The organism is Ureibacillus sp. FSL K6-2830 (assembly GCF_038004145.1).
GTDB lineage: Bacteria > Bacillota > Bacilli > Bacillales_A > Planococcaceae > Ureibacillus > Ureibacillus thermosphaericus.
The window spans coordinates 1,126,558-1,143,227 of record NZ_JBBOQR010000001.1; the positions used below are offsets into that span (position 1 = coordinate 1,126,558).

A 16,670-nucleotide genomic window follows, 5' to 3' on the forward strand; every position below is an offset into this window, starting at 1 on the left:
CATCGTTCATTTTTTCCAAAGCTAAATTTGATTTTCTTTTTGTTTATGATAGAATTATATTTTGTGTGCTTATCACACCGTGGTTCGCGAAATCCCACGATAAAAAACTAAGGAGTGAAAATTTAATGAAAACAAAATTTATGGCAATGTCCGCAATCATAGCTGCACTTTATATTGCGGTAACGTATACGCTATCATTTTTAAGCTTTGGCGATATTCAATTTCGCATCGCTGAAATCTTTAACCACCTAATTGCCTTTAACCCTCGCTATATGCTAGGTGTTGTATTAGGCGTATTTATATCAAACTTATTTTCACCTCTAGGCTGGTTTGATTTAGTCTTCGGAGTAGCCCACTCCGTTATTTGCTTAACGATTCTTATCATCGTTAGCAAATATGTGAAAAACATCGCCTATCGTATGTTGATTAACTCATTTGTCTTCACATTCATGATGTGGATTATCGCTTTAGAATTAAAGTTAGCGTTAGAGCTTCCCTTCTGGCTTTCGTGGTTAACTACAGCCATTGGTGAAGCGGTTGTTTTACTAATCGGCATTCCAATTATGCAATTGCTAGATAAACGATTACATTTCAAAAATTTAATCGATCAATAATATAAAGAGGCTGGGACTTAACTAATAAAGTGAACGAGCTGCAAAAAGATTTTTTGTAAAAAATTGATTGGAGTGACGGGGCGAGTTTCTGTCGCGCACGCTTAGCCGCAGAGCGGAGCAAGTTCAAGGAAGTAAATTCAAAGCTTTCCTGCGACGAGCCCTTTCGAGACCCCGAAGGAGCGAAGGATTGAATCAGAGGAGGCTCGAGCCGGGCCCGCGGAAAGCGTCCCCGGAACGGAAATCAATTTTCTTCAATTATCAAAAACACCATTTTCTCCCGTGAGAAAATGGTGTTTTTTATCTTTTGCCCCGGCCTCTTATACTAGGATTAAAAATGAACGAACTCTTTTGGATTTGCTTGATTTTTACAATCAGCAATTATTTTTTGAATTTAGCAATTTATCGATTCGAAAATACTTATTTATTCGAATAACATTTTCCTTCCCAAATTTACCGAAAATTATTGACATTCATATAATTTCAGAATAAAATATACTGAAATCAAACGTGGCGGAGAAAGGTTGTGGAAGCACAATCACCGCACCGGTAGCTTAGTTGAGTAGAGTCTGAGTTTAGTTGAGAATAGCCGAGCAAAATTGATGAGTAAGGAAAAGTAGCGAAATGTGTAATGCGATAGAGAGCTAGTGGTTGGTGGAAACTAGTGCATTCCTTTTCGTGAATGGGCCTTACGAGAGCAACTGCGCAAGTGGTTGACGTCTTTCCCGCGTTATTGGGAAGTGTTCACGACAGTGAGCACACCGAGGTGGAAGTCATAACTGCTTCAATAGAGGTGGCAACGCGGCAGCAAGGTCGTCCTCTGCAAATGGGTTTTCATGCCCTTTTGCAGAGGTTTTTTTATTTCTCCCACCGGCTATTCTATCTAAACTTCAAATTTTAAATTTGGAGGATGATAGAATGAACATTCAAGCTTATATCAAACGAGTTCAACAGAAGGAAAACTTATCTTATGACGATATGATTCAAGCGGTAGAAATCATCTTTAACGAGGAAACACCAAAAGAAGCAATTGCTGAATTTTTAGTAGCACTTCATGAAAAAGGTGAAACAGCAGAGGAAATTGCCGCCCTTTCCATCGTGATGAAATCCAATGCCATTCATTTCCCTGTTCCAAAAGATACTTATATCGATATTTGCGGTACTGGGGGCGACGGTCTGAAAACTTTCAACATCAGTACAACTTCTGCCTTTGTGTTAGCCAGTAGTGGTGTCAAAGTTGCAAAACACGGCAATCGGAAAATTTCTAGTTCTTCTGGAAGTGCCGATGTCCTACAAGCACTAGGTATTCATACAGATTTTACTGTCCATGAGTCCGTACAGTTATTGGAACAAGAAGGAATCACTTTTCTATATGCCCCGGCCGTTCATCCAAAACTGAAACGCATCGGTGAAGTTCGACGAGCAATTGGTAAGCCAACCATTTTCAACTTAGTTGGCCCCTTAACAAATCCTGTTGACTTAGAGGTTCAACTAGTCGGCATTAATCGTCCAGATTTCGTGGAGGAATATGCAAAAGTATTAAGTATTTTAGGGAGAAAGCGAGCTATCGTTATTTCAGGATCACAAGGCATGGATGAAGCTTCTCTCGACCACCGAAACCGTTCTGCCCTGTTGGAAAATGGCGAAATTAAACCTTTCACCATCAACATTGAAGAACTGGGTATACAACCTGCATCGATATCACACCTCCGTGGTGGTACACCGGAAGAAAATGCTGAAATATTAAAAGAATTATTGAAAGGAAAACGCTCGCCATACTATGATGCAGTCGTTTTAAATTCAGCTCTCGGTTTCTTCGCTTACGGCATTGCCGAAACATTGAAAGAAGGTGTTTCCATGGCTCGTGATGCCATCGAATCCGGTCGTGCTTATAAGAAACTAGAAGCAGTGATTGAATTTAGCCAAAACACAATAAAGGAGCAAGCACTTTAATGACGATTTTAGATATGATAATTGAACATAAAAAAGCGATTCTTCCAAAATTGAAAGAATCAAAGCCCCAATGGGACATTCCTTTAAAAAAACGGCCATCATTGTACGATGCATTACGAAAATCTGACACTCTTCAAATTATTGCAGAAATGAAGCGAGCCTCCCCTTCTAAAGGCATCATAAATGAGGACGCTGACCCAGTACAACAAGCAAAACGATATGCACAAGCTGGTGCAGCATGCATCTCTGTTTTAACGGAAGAAAAGTTTTTCAAAGGATCTTTTGAAGACTTGGCCAGCATTGCAAATCATGTAGATACTCCAATTTTAAATAAAGATTTCATCATCGATAAAGTGCAAATCGATTATGCACTCCATGCAGGTGCATCCGTTATTTTGCTGATTGTCGCTGCTTTAGATGACGAAACTTTATCGGAATTATATGAGTACGCAACAGGTTTAGGGTTGGAGGTACTTGTTGAAGTACACAACGAAGAAGAATTGGAGCGCGCCCTTCGCCTTCAACCAAAATTGATTGGTGTCAATAACAGAGATTTGAAAACATTCCACGTCAACTTAGCTCAAACTGAAAAGTTGGCAGAAACAATCAATCGCGTTGAAGGTATAGCCTTCATCAGTGAAAGCGGCATTTTTGAAACAGTGGATGCCGAACGTGTTGCTAAAGCGGGAGCCCGTGGAATTCTTGTCGGCGAATCGTTGATGAGAAGCGGCAATGTGGAAGAGACATTAAAATCTTTCCAAATAAAACTTCCTCCCTTTAAGGATGTAGAGCGATGACGAAAGTGAAAATTTGCGGATTAAAAGAAAAAGTTCACGTGCATTGTGCAGTTGCTGCAGGAGCGAATTTTTTAGGCTTTGTGTTTGCGCCAAGCAAAAGACAAATTTCCATCAAAAAGGCCTGTGAACTTGCACAAATAGTACCGAAACATGTGAAAAAAGTTGGTGTATTTGTCAATCCGACAGAAGATGAAGTGAAAGAAGCTTTTGAAAAAGTACCACTCGATTTCATTCAATATCACGGCAATGAAGAACCAACTTTTATCGAAAAACTAGGACTCCCTTCTATCAAAGCTTTTTCCATCCGCGAGCTTAGCGATGTTGAAAAAGCTAGCAAGTACAACGTAGATTACTATTTATTCGATGCTCCCGGAACAGATTTCGCTGGCGGGAGTGGTAAATCATTTGATTGGTCTTTACTTGATCAACTTTCCATCCCTAAAGAGAAAGTAATACTTGCAGGAGGACTGAATGCTTTGAACGTGCAGCAGGCGATTGCAGCGGTACAACCTTTCGCTGTAGATGTTTCAAGCGGCGTTGAGCAAGATGGAAAGAAAAATTGTGAGCTGATTCAATCATTCATCCAAGCAGCAACAACTTTACAATAAACGGTTAAAGGAGCTAAATGACATGACGAAAGTAAAAGGCAAGTTCGGTCGTTTTGGCGGTCAATTTGTTCCGGAAACATTAATGACAGCCTTACTGGAACTTGAAGAAGCTTATGAACAATATAAACATGATGAGTCTTTCCAACAGGAACTTCACTACTATTTAAAAGACTACGTTGGCAGAGAAACGCCCCTTTACTTTGCAGAACGACTTACTGAGCATTGTGGCGGCGCAAAAATTTATTTAAAACGAGAAGATTTAAACCATACAGGAGCCCACAAAATTAACAACGCTCTCGGCCAGGCATTGCTTGCAAAACGGATGGGCAAAACAAAAATTGTTGCCGAAACTGGAGCTGGTCAACATGGTGTCGCAACTGCAACTGCCTGCGCCCTACTCAACATGGAATGCATCGTCTTCATGGGAGCAGAAGATGTAAAGCGTCAAGCATTGAACGTATTCCGCATGGAGCTATTAGGTACAAAAGTGGTGGCTGTCGATAAAGGATCCAGAACATTAAAAGATGCGGTCAACGAAGCGTTGCGTTACTGGGTGACAAATGTCGAAACAACCCACTACATTTTAGGCTCTGCCATGGGGCCACACCCCTTCCCTACAATTGTCCGTGATTTCCAGCGGATCATTGGCGATGAAACGAAAAAACAAATTATCGAAAAGGAAAACCGACTGCCTGATGCTGTTGTTGCTTGCATCGGAGGTGGCAGCAACTCCATTGGTATGTTCTATCCTTTCGTTGAAAATCAAGAGGTTGCTCTATACGGTGTGGAAGCTGCCGGAAAAGGCTTTGAAACTGGAAAACATGCAGCTGCTATTAACGGTGGAAAAACGGGTGTATTGCATGGCGCTTATATGTACTTATTGCAAGATGATGACGGATTTGTACAAGAAGCTCACTCCATTTCCGCGGGGCTTGACTATCCGGGAGTCGGCCCAGAACATTGCTATTTGTATGAAACTGGCCGCGCCCAATATGTCATGGCAACTGATGAAGAAGCGCTTGCGGCGGTTAAACTTCTTTGCCAAACAGAAGGGATTCTCCCTGCTTTAGAGAGCGCCCATGCCGTTTATTATGCTACTGAACTTGCAAAAACAATGAACCAAGATCAGATTATCGTCGTTTGTTTATCCGGCCGTGGAGATAAAGACGTTCATACAATTTTTGATGCCCTTGGAGGTGACTTATCATGAGCCAATTAACTGAAGCAATTGTAGGAGCAACTCGCCTAGGCCATAAAGCTTTTATTCCTTACATAATGGCTGGCGATGGCGGGCTTGATACGTTGAAACCGACGATTTTGAAATTGCAACAACTAGGAGTCACTGCGATTGAAGTGGGCATCCCCTTCACCGACCCTGTAGCGGATGGACCGACGATTGAAGAGGCTGCTGTAAGAGCATTAGCAAAGGGCACAACATTACGAAAAGTACTTGAAACTCTTGCCTCTTTCGCAGATGAAATTACGGTTCCATTAGTGGCAATGACCTATTTAAACCCGATTTTAGCCTACGGAATCGATGCATTTGCAAAAGATGCTTATGAGGCAGGGATTCGCGGCGTCATTATTCCAGATATGCCACTAGAAGAAAGTACTATCGTTCACCCTTCACTTAAGGCATATGGCGTTGACTTAGTTCAGCTTGTTTCATTGACAAGTACACCAGAGCGAATTGAAAAGCTTACAAAAGCAAGCGAAGGATTTATTTATGCGGTGACAGTTAATGGAATCACTGGTGCTCGCTCCACTTTCGAAGGCGACTTAGAGAGCCATTTTGAAAAAATTCAAAGCTATACAGATACACCTGTTTTAGCAGGGTTCGGCATTTCCACCCCAGAACAGGTTATACAATTCGGCACCTTTACAAGCGGTGTTATTGTCGGCAGTAAAATCGTTGACAGTTTAACAAAAGATGATTGGGATACAATTGAAAGTCTTGTGAAAGCTTCGAAGATACAGATTTTGTGAACATATTGACTGTTTTTGTGACAAAATCAACACTTTGAAAAAGGAGTTGTAAATCTTGAGCAAAACTTTAATTAAAAATGGTTACTATGGAGATTTTGGTGGCAGCTTTGTTCCAGATGAGGTACAAAAAGTGCTCGACCGAATTGCAGAAGAATTTGGGAAAGTTAAAGACGACCCAGCTTTCAATGAAGAACTAAACTATTACTTAAAAGAATATGCTGGCCGCGAAACTCCCCTTTACTTTGCTAAAAACTTAACGGAAAAATTAGGCGGAGCAAAAATTTATTTAAAACGAGAAGATTTAAACCATACGGGCTCCCATAAATTAAACAATGTGCTTGGCCAAATTTTGCTTGCCAAACGTATGGGAGCTAAAAGAATCATCGCTGAAACGGGAGCTGGACAACACGGAGTTGCCACTGCGACAGCTGCTGCGATGTTCGGAATGGAATGCACGATTTACATGGGCGCAAAGGACACGAAGCGCCAAGCTTTAAATGTGTTCCGCATGGAGCTTCTCGGTGCTCAAGTAGTTGCGGTGGATAAAGGAAACGGCTTATTAAAAGAAGCGGTAGATGAAGCCTTCCTTGATTTAGTTCATAACTATGAAAATACTTTCTATTTGCTAGGCTCTGCTGTAGGCCCTACTCCATATCCTGAAATTGTAGAACATTTCCAATCCGTGATTAGCCGTGAAAGCCGCGCTCAACATTTAGAAAGAGAAGGCAAACTTCCAACAGCTATTATCGCTGCTGTCGGTGGGGGCAGCAATGCAGCTGGTGCTTTCTCCCATTATATTAATGATGAAAATGTGCGCTTAATCGGTGTGGAACCTGCAGGCGCTGCAACCCTTACGAAAGGTTCTCCCGGCATCCTTCACGGCTTCAAAAGCTATGTCCTTCAAGATGAAGAAGGCAACTTGCTCGATACAAATTCCATCGCTGCCGGTTTAGATTATCAAGGGGTTGGACCACTACACGCCTACTTGCATGAAACAGGCCGCGGCGAGTATGTTGCGGTCACAAACGAAGAAGTATTAGAAGCATTCCAAACGTTATCCAAAACGGAAGGTATTATTCCAGCTCTTGAAAGCTCTCACGCCGTTGCCTATGCTCTGAAATTGGCACCTACTTTATCAGCTGAAGATAGCATTATCGTTAATATTTCTGGCCGTGGTGATAAAGATGTACAACAAGTATTTGAATTGCTGAAAAAATAAGGGGCTGTTCGAATTCGAACTCCCCTTTTCTTATGCAATTTTTTCGTTAAGAGAAGTCGCAAAGTTTCGGAACTTCTAACTCTCCTTTTTCTTTACGTATCATATATAAATAAAATCCCTTTTACGTGTTATAGTGTCGTTTTGCTTTTAATGCCTCCACCGATTTTATCAAGCATATCGATTGTCATTGTCGTTAAATCATAAGTTGCCTTGAATCCCCAGTCAGCAATCGCTCGGGAAGAATCGATGGAATTTGGCCAACTTTCCGCAATACTTTGCCGCACCGGATCGACGTCATATTTAATTTCAAAATGAGGAATATGTTTTTTGATTTCCGCTGCAATCTCTGATGGATCAAAGCTCATTGCGGAGATATTATAGGCATTGCGAACAGTTAGTTTGGCAGGATCTGCTTCCATTAAATCCACAATCGCATTCAATGCATCAGGCATATACATCATATCCATATATGTTCCTTCTGCAATATAAGAAGTATAACTTCCCTCATTTACCGCTTTATGATAAATTTCCACCGCATAATCCGTCGTTCCTCCTCCAGGTGGTGTTCCTGGTGAAATTAAACCTGGGAATCGAAGACCTCTTACATCAACACCGTAGCGTAAGTGATAATAATCGCATAGCAATTCTCCTGCTACTTTATTCACGCCATACATGGTCGTCGGCCGTTGCAATGTTTCTTGTGGTGTATCGTTTTTCGGAGTAGTTGGCCCAAAGACTGCAATAGAACTCGGATTAAACAATTGCATGTTTAATTCTTTTGAAACCTCTAACGCATTTAATAAACCGCCCATATTTAATTCCCATGCAAGGATTGGTTTAATTTCTGCCGTTGCGGAAAGCAATGCTGCCAAATGAATCATCGTATCTGCATTAAATCTTTTCGCCACTTCGTACATTTTTAATGCATCGAGCACATCCAACACTTCAAAGGGACCGTCATGATTTTTGTCTTCTCGAATATCCGTTGCTAGTACATTATCTTTTCCGTATTCAAATCTGAGTTTTCTCACCAATTCCGAACCAATCTGTCCAAGCGCACCTGTTACAAGAATTCTTTTCATCTTGCCCCTCCTCTGGTGAATTACAGGCTTAAAAGCGACATTCTCACGATTCGCGAACAATATAAATTATGTTGTAAACTATTTATATGCCAGTGCTTTTTGTTGGGCTATTCTTTTGACTAGAGGAAGGGATTTTTCTATTTTTATTCCATAATCGTAATGCCATAGATCGATTCAAAGGAGAAGGTGCGGCCATCTTCGAATGTACAGCCATGTTCAGCATGGAGCTTGGCAATCTTCCCTGTCGCTTTGAAGATGCGCCCCTTGTGCCAAATTTTTAATTCGACTTCATAGCGATTGGTGAAGGCAATGAGCAGCTGTTCGTTTAAATCTTGCAATGCCCCTTCATCAAGAGTTGGTTTTTCTTCATATTTATCTTTTTCTCTCCATTCCCGGAGTACTTTCACATGTTCCGGAAGCATCATGGCATTCCATTTAATATTTCCACGATCTCGAATCACTTTCTCACCCCTTTTATACTCCATTTGTTGCAGGTCGTTGGAGGTGTGTTTGGGCATAGCAAGTTTCTTCCTTTTTCTCTTCGTTCGAAGAGATAATCCGCCTCTTGCTAGGGAACATACCTCTACAATTTGTTATATTCGCCGAGGAGTTAATCCGCCGTCTTCTCAGACATACACACAACAAGCCGCGTCCTCCTTCTATTTCTTATGTCCACCAAGAAGTTGAGCTCTCTCAAGGGCCGTTCCTGCTTCTGTATAAGAAACCGCACGAAGCACAGCAGTGGGCCCTATTTTAGAGCGCAAAGTATCCATTACCGCGCCAAGTTTTCGCCTTTTCCATTTTTGCTGGTCAAAAAAACTTAATTGCATGGAGCGTTCCGTTTCAAGTTTAGAGAGACTGATAGCAAGTTGTCTTACAGGGCGTTCGGCATAAAACTCATCAAGCAATTCTTTGCATACTTCATAAATTTTCATCGTATCATTCGTCGGTTCATCGATTGTTCGGGAGCGATAAAATCCTCCTCCAAAGGCATCTTTGCTGTAATTCACACCAAGAGAAACCGTTCTTCCTACTTGATACGCTTCCCTTGCTCGCCGCGCCACATCTTCACACATTTCTAAAATGACGGTAAGAATTTCGCTGCGTGTGCGATAATCCCGCATAAGCACTTGCCCTTTGCCGAAGCTAATTTGCCCTTCTGCAAGTGGCGCACCAAGAGGGGATAAGTCAATTCCCCAAGCGTGATAGTACAATTGATTTCCTAAAATACCGAAGCGCTTTTCCAGCAGTTGTAAATCGGTTTGCGCTAAATCTCCTACTTTGAAAATGCCCATATTATTTAACGTGCGTTCCGTGCGGCGACCAATTCCCCACATTTCAGAAAGGGGCGCCACAGGCCATAATTTTTTCGGAACATCTTCATACGTCCATTGAGCAAATTCTGTTTTCTTCGCCTCTAAATCAAGAGCTAGTTTTGCCATGAGCATATTCGGCCCCATCCCTACCGCACTCGGAATTTGAAACTGGCTATATATTCTTTCTTGAATGTATTTGGCAGTTTTTTCAGGTGGCCCCCAAAGTTTTTCCGTGCCTGTTAAATCAACAAAACTTTCATCAATGCTATATACATGAATCGCTTCTTTCGGTACGAATTGGTTAATTAAATTCGTAATCTCCATCGACATTTGCACGAAAAATTCCATTTTCGGTTCGAACAATTTAATGTCTGGATGTTTGGGTATTTCATAAAGCCGAGATCCGGTTTTGATGCCAAAACGCTTCTTCATCGGTGGTGATGCAGCAAGCACGATACTGCCCTTTTGCTCAAAATTGCCCACCACCGCTATCGGCACTTCCATTGGATTTAAATTGTGAAGCATCGCCATGCAACTAGCATAAAAGCAACGCATATCAATGCAAATGATCGAACGGTTTGGGAGATGTTGATATAATTCTTCTGGGCTAAAGTTCGTGTAGTTGAATGTATTTATGCGCATACTTAACCACCTCCCTATTTTATCATACGAAGGGAACATTTGTTCTATAACTCATTTTAAAACGAGACCATTGAGACGACAAGTGAGATTATGTGGAAATAGGAGGATAAGGTTGGGGATTGGATTGAGGATGTTACCTTCACAAGCGGACATGCTATTTAGACAAGTTGAGGGGTTATCTGCACAAGGGAACATTTTATCTGAACAAGTTGCCGCGATATCCGAACAAGCGGACGTGTTATCCGAACAAGTTGCCGCGCTATCCGAACAAGAGGACACCCTATTCGCACAAGTTGCCACGCTATCTGAACAAGCGGACACCCTATTCGCACAAGTTGCCGCGCTATCCGAACAAGCGGACGTGTTATCCGAACAAGAGGACACCCTATTCGCACAAGTTGACACGCTATCCGAACAAGTTGCCGCGCTATTCGAACAAGAGGACGTGTTATCCGAACAAGTTGACGCGCAATCTGAACAAGCGGACGTGTTATCCGAACAAGTTGCCGCGCTATCTGAACAAGTTGCCGCGCTATCTGAACAAGAGGACGTGTTATCCGAACAAGTTGACGCGCTATCCGAACAAGCGGACACCCTATTCGCACAAGTTGCCACGCTCTATCTGAACAAGAGGACACCCTATCTGAACAAGAGGACACCCTATTCGCACAAGTTGCCACGCTATCTGAACAAGAGGACACCCTATTCGCACAAGTTGCCACGCTATCTGAACAAGAGGACGTGTTATCCGAACAAGTTGCCGCGCTATCCGAACAAGAGGACACCCTATTCGCACAAGTTGCCGCGCTATCTGAACAAGCGGACGTGTTATCCGAACAAGTTGCCGCGCTATTCGAACAAGTGACACGCTATCCGAACAAGAGGACGTGTTATCCGAACAAGTTGCCGCGCTATCTGAGCAAGAGGACGTGTTATCCGAACAAGCGGACACCCTATTCGCACAAGTTGCCACGCTATTTGAACAAGCGGACGTGTTATCCGAACAAGTTGCCGCGCTATTCGAACAAGCGGACACCCTATTCGCACAAGTTGCCGCGCTATCCGAACAAGAGGACACCCTATTCGCACAAGTTGCCACGCTATTCGAACAAGCGGACACCCTATTCGCACAAGTTGCCGCGCTATCTGAACAAGCGGACACCCTATTCGCACAAGTTGCCGCGCTATCTGAACAAGCGGACACCCTATTCGCACAAGTTGCCACGCTATCCGAACAAGAGGACACCCTATTCCTAAAGGCAGACAATCATACTAAGTGAAATCATGACTGAAGAGTACAGAAACGGTTGTACCTTCTTTTGTTTTGGAAGCCCTTTATATTTTAAAATTCGATCTATTGTAACCTTCTGGCCCTTCTTAACAATTTCTTCAACTATATATTTTTTATCTTCCTCAGTTAAATACTCCCCATTTACTTGCAATTTATTTAAGTCACCGTTTAATAAATCATACAATTCCGCTGTAAATGACATTTTTGCAATGCGAGGTTGATCCGAGAAATAAGTACATTTCCCTCTCATTTTCTCAATCATCGACATCTCATGGAATTTCCCATTTTTTATAAAATATCTACCGTAAATGGTAGGAGATTTTTTAGATCCAGGGCCATCATAATAAGCTCTTCTTTTTTGAACTAACTCAATATACTTTTCAATAAATTCATCATTGATTTCTTGATGGAATTGGGCTTGTCTATTTAAAATAGCTCTTGCTTCCTTTATATAATCTTCCGTGCGGAAACGGTTCTCATGGGAACGAACTAATCCTTTTTTCAATCTTTCAAACTGTATTTCACAAACATATTTTGTTTCTAGTTCCTTACTATTTCTTTTTAATTGTTCTTTTGTTGATAATTCTCCACCCGTTTTTTCTTCTTCTAAAGGAGCATCTATTACGGTACCCCTTCTTTTTACAATGTGATAAAGACCAATTGCTAATTCTTCCAACGATACTTTTTCTTTTAACGCTTTGCATCTAATTTCATATGGATTTCCTGTGCCGATGCAATTTGTCGGTATACCAAACTCTTCAAATAATTTTTTAGCTCGCTCTAATCGATGGTTTCTTCTTCTTTTTAATCTTCTTGCCCCCCGAAATCCACGTCGCTCTTCATTGGCATTTCTCGTTGCTTCCTCAAATAGTCTGACACCCGCATCAATTATCTCCATTTTTTCAGTGTCAATAATCCCCCAACCAACTGATGAAACCCCGATATCCAGACCTAGTACTTTACTCATAACTTCCCTTCCTCCACTAACTATTTATACTTATATAGTATCCTATAATTCACATCTATTGGAAGAAAATTTACAATTTTATAAATAAAAACACCCCCCAAAGCCAGAGCAGCCTCGAGAGGTTATTTCTAATGTATGTAGATTTTTGAATTTGTTGCTACATGTAACAGGAATTTCATTCGCGGTGAAAGTTTAGCGTTATTCCCCCAACTCTTTTCGTAAGATAAAAGCTAATTCCCCATCCACCGCAGTCCTTTTGGGTAATGGTTTTTCATCATATTCCCAGCGAGTTTTCCCCAACCAATCGAATAACCATCAACGGTGATTAAGTGCCATCCTTTTGGACCGCTAGCTTGTAAAACTTCTCCTTTCAAATAGGAAATGATTTCATCCGAATCCGCGGAAAGATTCGATACGTTTTTTGCTTCATCCTTTCGTAAAGCCAAGGCAAGGGCATGGGAAGGCTCGAATCGGTTCTTTTTGAACGTTCCTAAATGCAATCCTGGACGGAGCACCTTTAATTTTTCTAATGTTGGTACTTCTTCAGGCAATCCATACAATTGGTCGTTGAAGGCAAGGAAATATCCAAAAGGCATGATATTTAATGTTTCGCCGGCAAAATCCTGGTACGCCTTCATCATTTTCGGGTCCAGTTTTTGTTTCGGATACTTCATGCGAGGCGCCTCGTCCCCGTCCTTCTTTTTTAACACCGCAATATAATGCCCTTCCCCTTTCACAAGATGAGGCCATATGCGAATCGTTTGTTCAATATTTGAGGCTGCATTTTCCACCCAATCCGCTCTTCCTTGGCTAAAGCCTTCATACACTTCCACTTGTTCAATCTCGAAGTGTGGATACTTTTCAAGAAAGCGGCTGATCGTTCCTTCATTTTCTTCTGGAGAAAAGGTGCACGTAGAATACACAAGACGACCACCTGGTTTTAACATGCTTTGCGCATACTCAAGAATATCGTCTTGTCTATTGGCACAAAGAGTTACATTGTCTGGACTCCAATGCAAGCGAGCCTCTTCATCTTTTCGAAACATTCCTTCTCCAGAACAGGGGGCATCCACTAAGATTCGATCAAAAAAACTTGGGAAACGCGCTGCTAAACGTTCCGGTGTTTCATTGGTCACGATGGCATTTTTGATACCCATTCGCTCGACGTTTTGCGATAGAATTTTTGCCCGTTGCGGATGGATTTCGTTCGAGACAAGCAGCCCTTCTCCATTCATTTTCGATGCAAGATGTGTAGTTTTCCCGCCCGGTGCTGCACATAAATCGAGAATGTATTCCCCTGGTTTGGGATCTACCAATTCCCCTACCGCCATCGCACTTGGTTCTTGGATATAATATAATCCCGCTTCATGGTATGGGTGTTTTCCTGGACGTTCATTGTTAGGATAAAAATATCCTTCCTTCACCCAAGGGATTTTCTCAGTCGTAAAAGGATTAATTTGTAAAAATTCATCTATGGAAATCTTTAATGTATTAATGCGCAACCCTTGATTCTTTTCTTCTTCGTAACTTCGAATAAACGCATCATATTCATCTTGTAATAATGTTTGCATTTTGTCTTTAAAGGTTTGTGGTAGATTCAATTTGTTCACCTCAAAAGTTTAAGTGCCATTGATTATATTATCACTCATTTTAAATTTTGGGGTGGAGAACATGTTTTTATTTACAGTATTTATGGCTATGTTTACTGATATTGTGACAATATTGCCACGTTTTATAAATATATTGACAGTCCATGTTTTTAACGGATTTGTGGTTAGAGTGAAAGACCGCTTCACCAAAAGCTTCATACTTTCGAACCCATTGTTTTAAAGTGCTTTGGTGAATTTTATATTGACGAGCAAACTTTTCAACACCCGTTAAATATAAATGAATCAGTTTGAACATGAACTTTTTAGGATACTTGTAAAAGGTCATAATGAAAGCCCCCTATTAGGTCAGATGAATTTTTATTTTTTCATCTGTCTACCTAATAGGGCGCATATCAAGTCGATAATTTTTTTGAACAGCCTTAATTCTTAAAGTAATATTTTCTTTAAATCCTTTGCTCCTGTGGTGGTCACATCAAACGCGCCTCCTCGCCGCAATTTATCTGCGGCGAAAGCTCTTGCGACAGCCGCATTTTATCTGCGGCGAAAGCATGTGCGACAGCCGCAATTTATCTGCGGCGAAAGCATGTGCGACTGCCGCAATTTATCTGCGGCGAAAGCATGTGCGACAGCCGCAATTTATCTGCGGCGAAAGCTCTTGCGACAGCCGCATTTTATCTGCGCATGAAAGCATGTGCGACTGCCGCAATTTATCTGGCATGAAAGCATGTGCGACTGCCGCAATTTATCTGGCATGAAAGCATGTGCGACTGCCGCAATTTATCTGGCATGAAAGCATGTGCGACTGCCGCAATTTATCTGCGAAAGCATGTGCGACTGCCGCAATTTATCTGCGGCGAAAGCTCTTGCGACAGCCGCAAAGGGGGCGTCTCAAAATGACTTTTCAGACACCCTTTCAATTATTAAGGTATTTTCACTGTAAATGATTCAAATTTAACGTCTTTTACTGCACTATAATCCTTTTCGATATATTTTCCGTATTCATCTACCCCTCTACCACTAGACGGAATCACTAAATAAGGGGTAATGGTCAATTCCGTTACATTTGAGCCAATTGGATCAAATTGCTTTGTACTTTTATACACGATGGTATCTTTCATTCTTTCCCCTGTCACTCCACCTGAAAGGTTTGTCAGTTTGTTACCATCTTGGTCTACTACTCGGAAATCGATATAATGCCCTCTCGTTTTATCAAAATCGCTCTCTTTTTCAGAACTCACAAAAGATACACTGACACCTGTTTTACTTATGGACACTTCTGTTACCGTAAGTTGTATGCCATCTACTGTTTGTTTATGTTGAACAGGAATTGTTTTTATGTCTTTTATTTTTTGGATTGGTGTTGAGAAATGCCATTTTTCACCCTTTTCTCCTTGAAGCGTTAGCCCCAGTTCAAATTGGTCAGGCATGTCTTCTGTAATGTTGATCGTTTGAATGGCTGTACGAGTTGTTGATGATACTATTTCTTCTCCATAAGAACCTGTAACTGCTTTAGGCGATTTTCCATTAATCGTAATATCCATGCCAGCACCGAAATAATGTTCACCTAATTCCCTTTCAGACTCAATAATGAGGCCGATTGTAATATTGCTTTGATCATACAGAACTTCATTTAAAGTAACGGATATTCCATTAACCGTTTGTGTTTCGCCAATTTCGTCGATTAACCCTTCTTGGTAGGCATGTTGTAAACCAATAAAGTCGGAATCACCAAAAACAGAACCAATTAACGGTATTTTCGATAAACTCGTTGCAATCGCAGGAGAATATTGAGCTGAAATGAATAATAATCCAAATACTGCAGCTACACTGCTTAAAAGATAAGTTATTTTTCTTTTATATAAAGGAGTTTTCACCTTTCCATCTATTTGCTCTTGTGCCTGAGCAATTCCAGTTCGAATCGCTAATCGAACTTCATCTTGCGGAAACACTTCGAAACGATCATATTGTTCTTTCATTGAACTTATAACTCCTTTCTAATTCATTTTTTAAATGTTTTTTAGCTCTTCGCAAATAGGTTTTAATTGTTCCAACCGGTTTTCCCATCACTTCGGCAATATCCCGAATAGACAGGTCGTGATAATAAAATAAAATAATCGAAGTTTGATACGATTCATTTAATTTTGATAATACTTCACCTAAGTGAAAAGAATCAGATGGTAGCTCCTGTTTGTGATCCATTTTCCTTAATAGTTCCATTTCATCGTACGGAATCATTCGATTGCGTTTCATTAATAATTGGTAGCATTCACGAATGAGAATTCTAAAGAGCCATGTTGGATTTCGCAAATCTTTAATCGCTAGAAATGCTTTACAAGCTGTTTCTTGGATGACGTCCAGTGCGTCTTCTTTCCTTCCGACATAGGAAAGTGCTTTGTAATAAAGCATTTGTTCTTCCTTAATTAGCAATTGTTCAAAGGCTGTCGCATCTCCTTTGATTGCTTTTTCTACTAGTTCGATATCATGTTTCACTCTCTTCATCCTCCTTTCATTAATTAGAGCTTCAGGGATAATGGAAAAGTTTCAAAGGATTAAAGTTTTTTATCAACAGTTAAAAAGTCCCTATTTCA

The 16,670-nt window shown here is 41.1% G+C and carries 17 protein-coding genes, 1 riboswitch and 1 other annotated feature; of the genes, 9 read left to right on the top strand and 8 right to left on the bottom strand.

Annotated elements, in window-relative coordinates; all coding sequences use genetic code 11:
- The first annotated feature begins 73 nt into the window (after positions 1-73).
- Positions 74-117, top strand: a riboswitch (PreQ1 riboswitch).
- Between the two features lie 8 nt (positions 118-125).
- The 7 genes from NSU17_RS05500 to trpB (NSU17_RS05530) all read left to right on the top strand — a co-directional run bounded on the left by NSU17_RS05500 (position 126) and on the right by trpB (NSU17_RS05530) (position 7,174).
- The gene (locus NSU17_RS05500) at positions 126-614 is read left to right on the top strand and encodes a QueT transporter family protein (protein ID WP_340433940.1); all 489 of its coding nucleotides are present in this window, start codon (positions 126-128) and stop codon (positions 612-614) included.
- A gap of 590 nt (positions 615-1,204) precedes the next feature.
- Positions 1,205-1,435, top strand: a binding site (T-box leader).
- A 94-nt stretch (positions 1,436-1,529) separates the two neighbouring features.
- On the top strand, positions 1,530-2,564 hold the full coding sequence (gene trpD, locus NSU17_RS05505) for an anthranilate phosphoribosyltransferase (RefSeq protein WP_339289268.1): 1,035 nt from the start codon (positions 1,530-1,532) through the stop codon (positions 2,562-2,564).
- Positions 2,564-3,361 carry an indole-3-glycerol phosphate synthase TrpC gene (gene trpC, locus NSU17_RS05510; protein ID WP_340704515.1) on the top strand — a complete coding sequence of 266 codons (798 nt, stop codon included), beginning with the start codon at positions 2,564-2,566 and terminating at the stop codon, positions 3,359-3,361. Before trpD ends, trpC begins: the two co-directional genes overlap by 1 nt.
- Positions 3,358-3,969: a phosphoribosylanthranilate isomerase gene (locus NSU17_RS05515; RefSeq protein ID WP_340433937.1), complete on the top strand. Its 612-nt coding sequence runs from the start codon at positions 3,358-3,360 to the stop codon at positions 3,967-3,969. Before trpC ends, NSU17_RS05515 begins: the two co-directional genes overlap by 4 nt.
- Before the next feature lie 22 nt (positions 3,970-3,991).
- Positions 3,992-5,179, top strand: a complete 1,188-nt coding sequence (trpB, locus tag NSU17_RS05520) for a tryptophan synthase subunit beta (RefSeq protein ID WP_339289274.1) — start codon at positions 3,992-3,994, stop codon at positions 5,177-5,179.
- Positions 5,176-5,955, top strand: coding sequence for a tryptophan synthase subunit alpha (trpA, locus tag NSU17_RS05525; protein WP_340433935.1), 780 nt, complete (start codon positions 5,176-5,178; stop codon positions 5,953-5,955). The genes trpB (NSU17_RS05520) and trpA overlap by 4 nt, the downstream gene beginning before the upstream one ends.
- Positions 5,956-6,010: 55 nt before the next feature.
- Positions 6,011-7,174 (top strand): tryptophan synthase subunit beta, encoded by a 1,164-nt coding sequence (gene trpB, locus NSU17_RS05530; protein ID WP_340704516.1) that lies wholly within the window; start codon positions 6,011-6,013, stop codon positions 7,172-7,174.
- A 128-nt stretch (positions 7,175-7,302) separates the two neighbouring features.
- Here the strand turns inward: trpB (NSU17_RS05530) and NSU17_RS05535 are convergent, their stop codons facing one another.
- From NSU17_RS05535 to NSU17_RS05545, 3 genes are all read right to left on the bottom strand, one after another.
- Positions 7,303-8,256, bottom strand: coding sequence for an NAD-dependent epimerase/dehydratase family protein (locus tag NSU17_RS05535; RefSeq protein WP_340704517.1), 954 nt, complete (start codon positions 8,254-8,256; stop codon positions 7,303-7,305).
- A gap of 143 nt (positions 8,257-8,399) precedes the next feature.
- Complete coding sequence (locus NSU17_RS05540) at positions 8,400-8,717, bottom strand: YolD-like family protein (RefSeq protein WP_016837326.1); 318 nt, start codon at positions 8,715-8,717, stop codon at positions 8,400-8,402.
- A gap of 198 nt (positions 8,718-8,915) precedes the next feature.
- Positions 8,916-10,214, bottom strand: coding sequence for a Y-family DNA polymerase (locus NSU17_RS05545; RefSeq protein ID WP_339289281.1), 1,299 nt, complete (start codon positions 10,212-10,214; stop codon positions 8,916-8,918).
- A gap of 112 nt (positions 10,215-10,326) precedes the next feature.
- On the opposite strand from NSU17_RS05545, the gene NSU17_RS05550 reads away from it, so the two are divergent.
- Both NSU17_RS05550 and NSU17_RS05555 read left to right on the top strand, forming a co-directional pair.
- Entirely contained in the window at positions 10,327-11,079 is a 753-nt protein-coding gene (locus NSU17_RS05550; RefSeq protein WP_340704518.1) for a hypothetical protein, read from the top strand.
- Positions 11,080-11,101: 22 nt separating this feature from the next.
- Positions 11,102-11,494, top strand: coding sequence for a hypothetical protein (locus tag NSU17_RS05555; RefSeq protein WP_340704519.1), 393 nt, complete (start codon positions 11,102-11,104; stop codon positions 11,492-11,494).
- Here NSU17_RS05555 and cas9 read toward each other — a convergent pair.
- The 5 genes from cas9 to NSU17_RS05580 all read right to left on the bottom strand — a co-directional run bounded on the left by cas9 (position 11,468) and on the right by NSU17_RS05580 (position 16,572).
- Positions 11,468-12,472: a type II CRISPR RNA-guided endonuclease Cas9 gene (gene cas9, locus NSU17_RS05560; RefSeq protein WP_340704520.1), complete on the bottom strand. Its 1,005-nt coding sequence runs from the start codon at positions 12,470-12,472 to the stop codon at positions 11,468-11,470. The two genes, NSU17_RS05555 and cas9, sit on opposite strands and share 27 nt — an antisense overlap.
- 230 nt (positions 12,473-12,702) lie before the next feature.
- Positions 12,703-14,073: an RsmB/NOP family class I SAM-dependent RNA methyltransferase gene (locus tag NSU17_RS05565; RefSeq protein ID WP_340704521.1), complete on the bottom strand. Its 1,371-nt coding sequence runs from the start codon at positions 14,071-14,073 to the stop codon at positions 12,703-12,705.
- A gap of 76 nt (positions 14,074-14,149) precedes the next feature.
- Positions 14,150-14,407, bottom strand: a complete 258-nt coding sequence (locus NSU17_RS05570) for a helix-turn-helix domain-containing protein (protein ID WP_340704522.1) — start codon at positions 14,405-14,407, stop codon at positions 14,150-14,152.
- A 595-nt stretch (positions 14,408-15,002) separates the two neighbouring features.
- Entirely contained in the window at positions 15,003-16,058 is a 1,056-nt protein-coding gene (locus NSU17_RS05575) for a DUF4179 domain-containing protein (RefSeq protein WP_340704523.1), read from the bottom strand.
- On the bottom strand, positions 16,042-16,572 hold the full coding sequence (locus NSU17_RS05580) for a sigma-70 family RNA polymerase sigma factor (RefSeq protein WP_445684070.1): 531 nt from the start codon (positions 16,570-16,572) through the stop codon (positions 16,042-16,044). Before NSU17_RS05580 ends, NSU17_RS05575 begins: the two co-directional genes overlap by 17 nt.
- Positions 16,573-16,670 lie beyond the last annotated feature (98 nt).

Bases quoted from the DNA above. Each gene is read 5' to 3' on its own strand.
- cas9 (WP_340704520.1), bottom strand. From the start codon at position 12,472: ATGAGTAAAGTACTAGGTCTGGATATCGGGGTTTCATCAGTTGGTTGG.
- NSU17_RS05575 (WP_340704523.1), bottom strand. From the start codon at position 16,058: ATGAAAGAACAATATGATCGTTTCGAAGTGTTTCCGCAAGATGAAGTT.
- trpC (WP_340704515.1), top strand. From the start codon at position 2,564: ATGACGATTTTAGATATGATAATTGAACATAAAAAAGCGATTCTTCCA.
- NSU17_RS05545 (WP_339289281.1), bottom strand. From the start codon at position 10,214: ATGCGCATAAATACATTCAACTACACGAACTTTAGCCCAGAAGAATTA.
- NSU17_RS05570 (WP_340704522.1), bottom strand. From the start codon at position 14,407: ATGACCTTTTACAAGTATCCTAAAAAGTTCATGTTCAAACTGATTCAT.
- trpD (WP_339289268.1), top strand. From the start codon at position 1,530: ATGAACATTCAAGCTTATATCAAACGAGTTCAACAGAAGGAAAACTTA.
- trpB (WP_339289274.1), top strand. From the start codon at position 3,992: ATGACGAAAGTAAAAGGCAAGTTCGGTCGTTTTGGCGGTCAATTTGTT.
- NSU17_RS05515 (WP_340433937.1), top strand. From the start codon at position 3,358: ATGACGAAAGTGAAAATTTGCGGATTAAAAGAAAAAGTTCACGTGCAT.
- NSU17_RS05535 (WP_340704517.1), bottom strand. From the start codon at position 8,256: ATGAAAAGAATTCTTGTAACAGGTGCGCTTGGACAGATTGGTTCGGAA.
- NSU17_RS05500 (WP_340433940.1), top strand. From the start codon at position 126: ATGAAAACAAAATTTATGGCAATGTCCGCAATCATAGCTGCACTTTAT.
- trpA (WP_340433935.1), top strand. From the start codon at position 5,176: ATGAGCCAATTAACTGAAGCAATTGTAGGAGCAACTCGCCTAGGCCAT.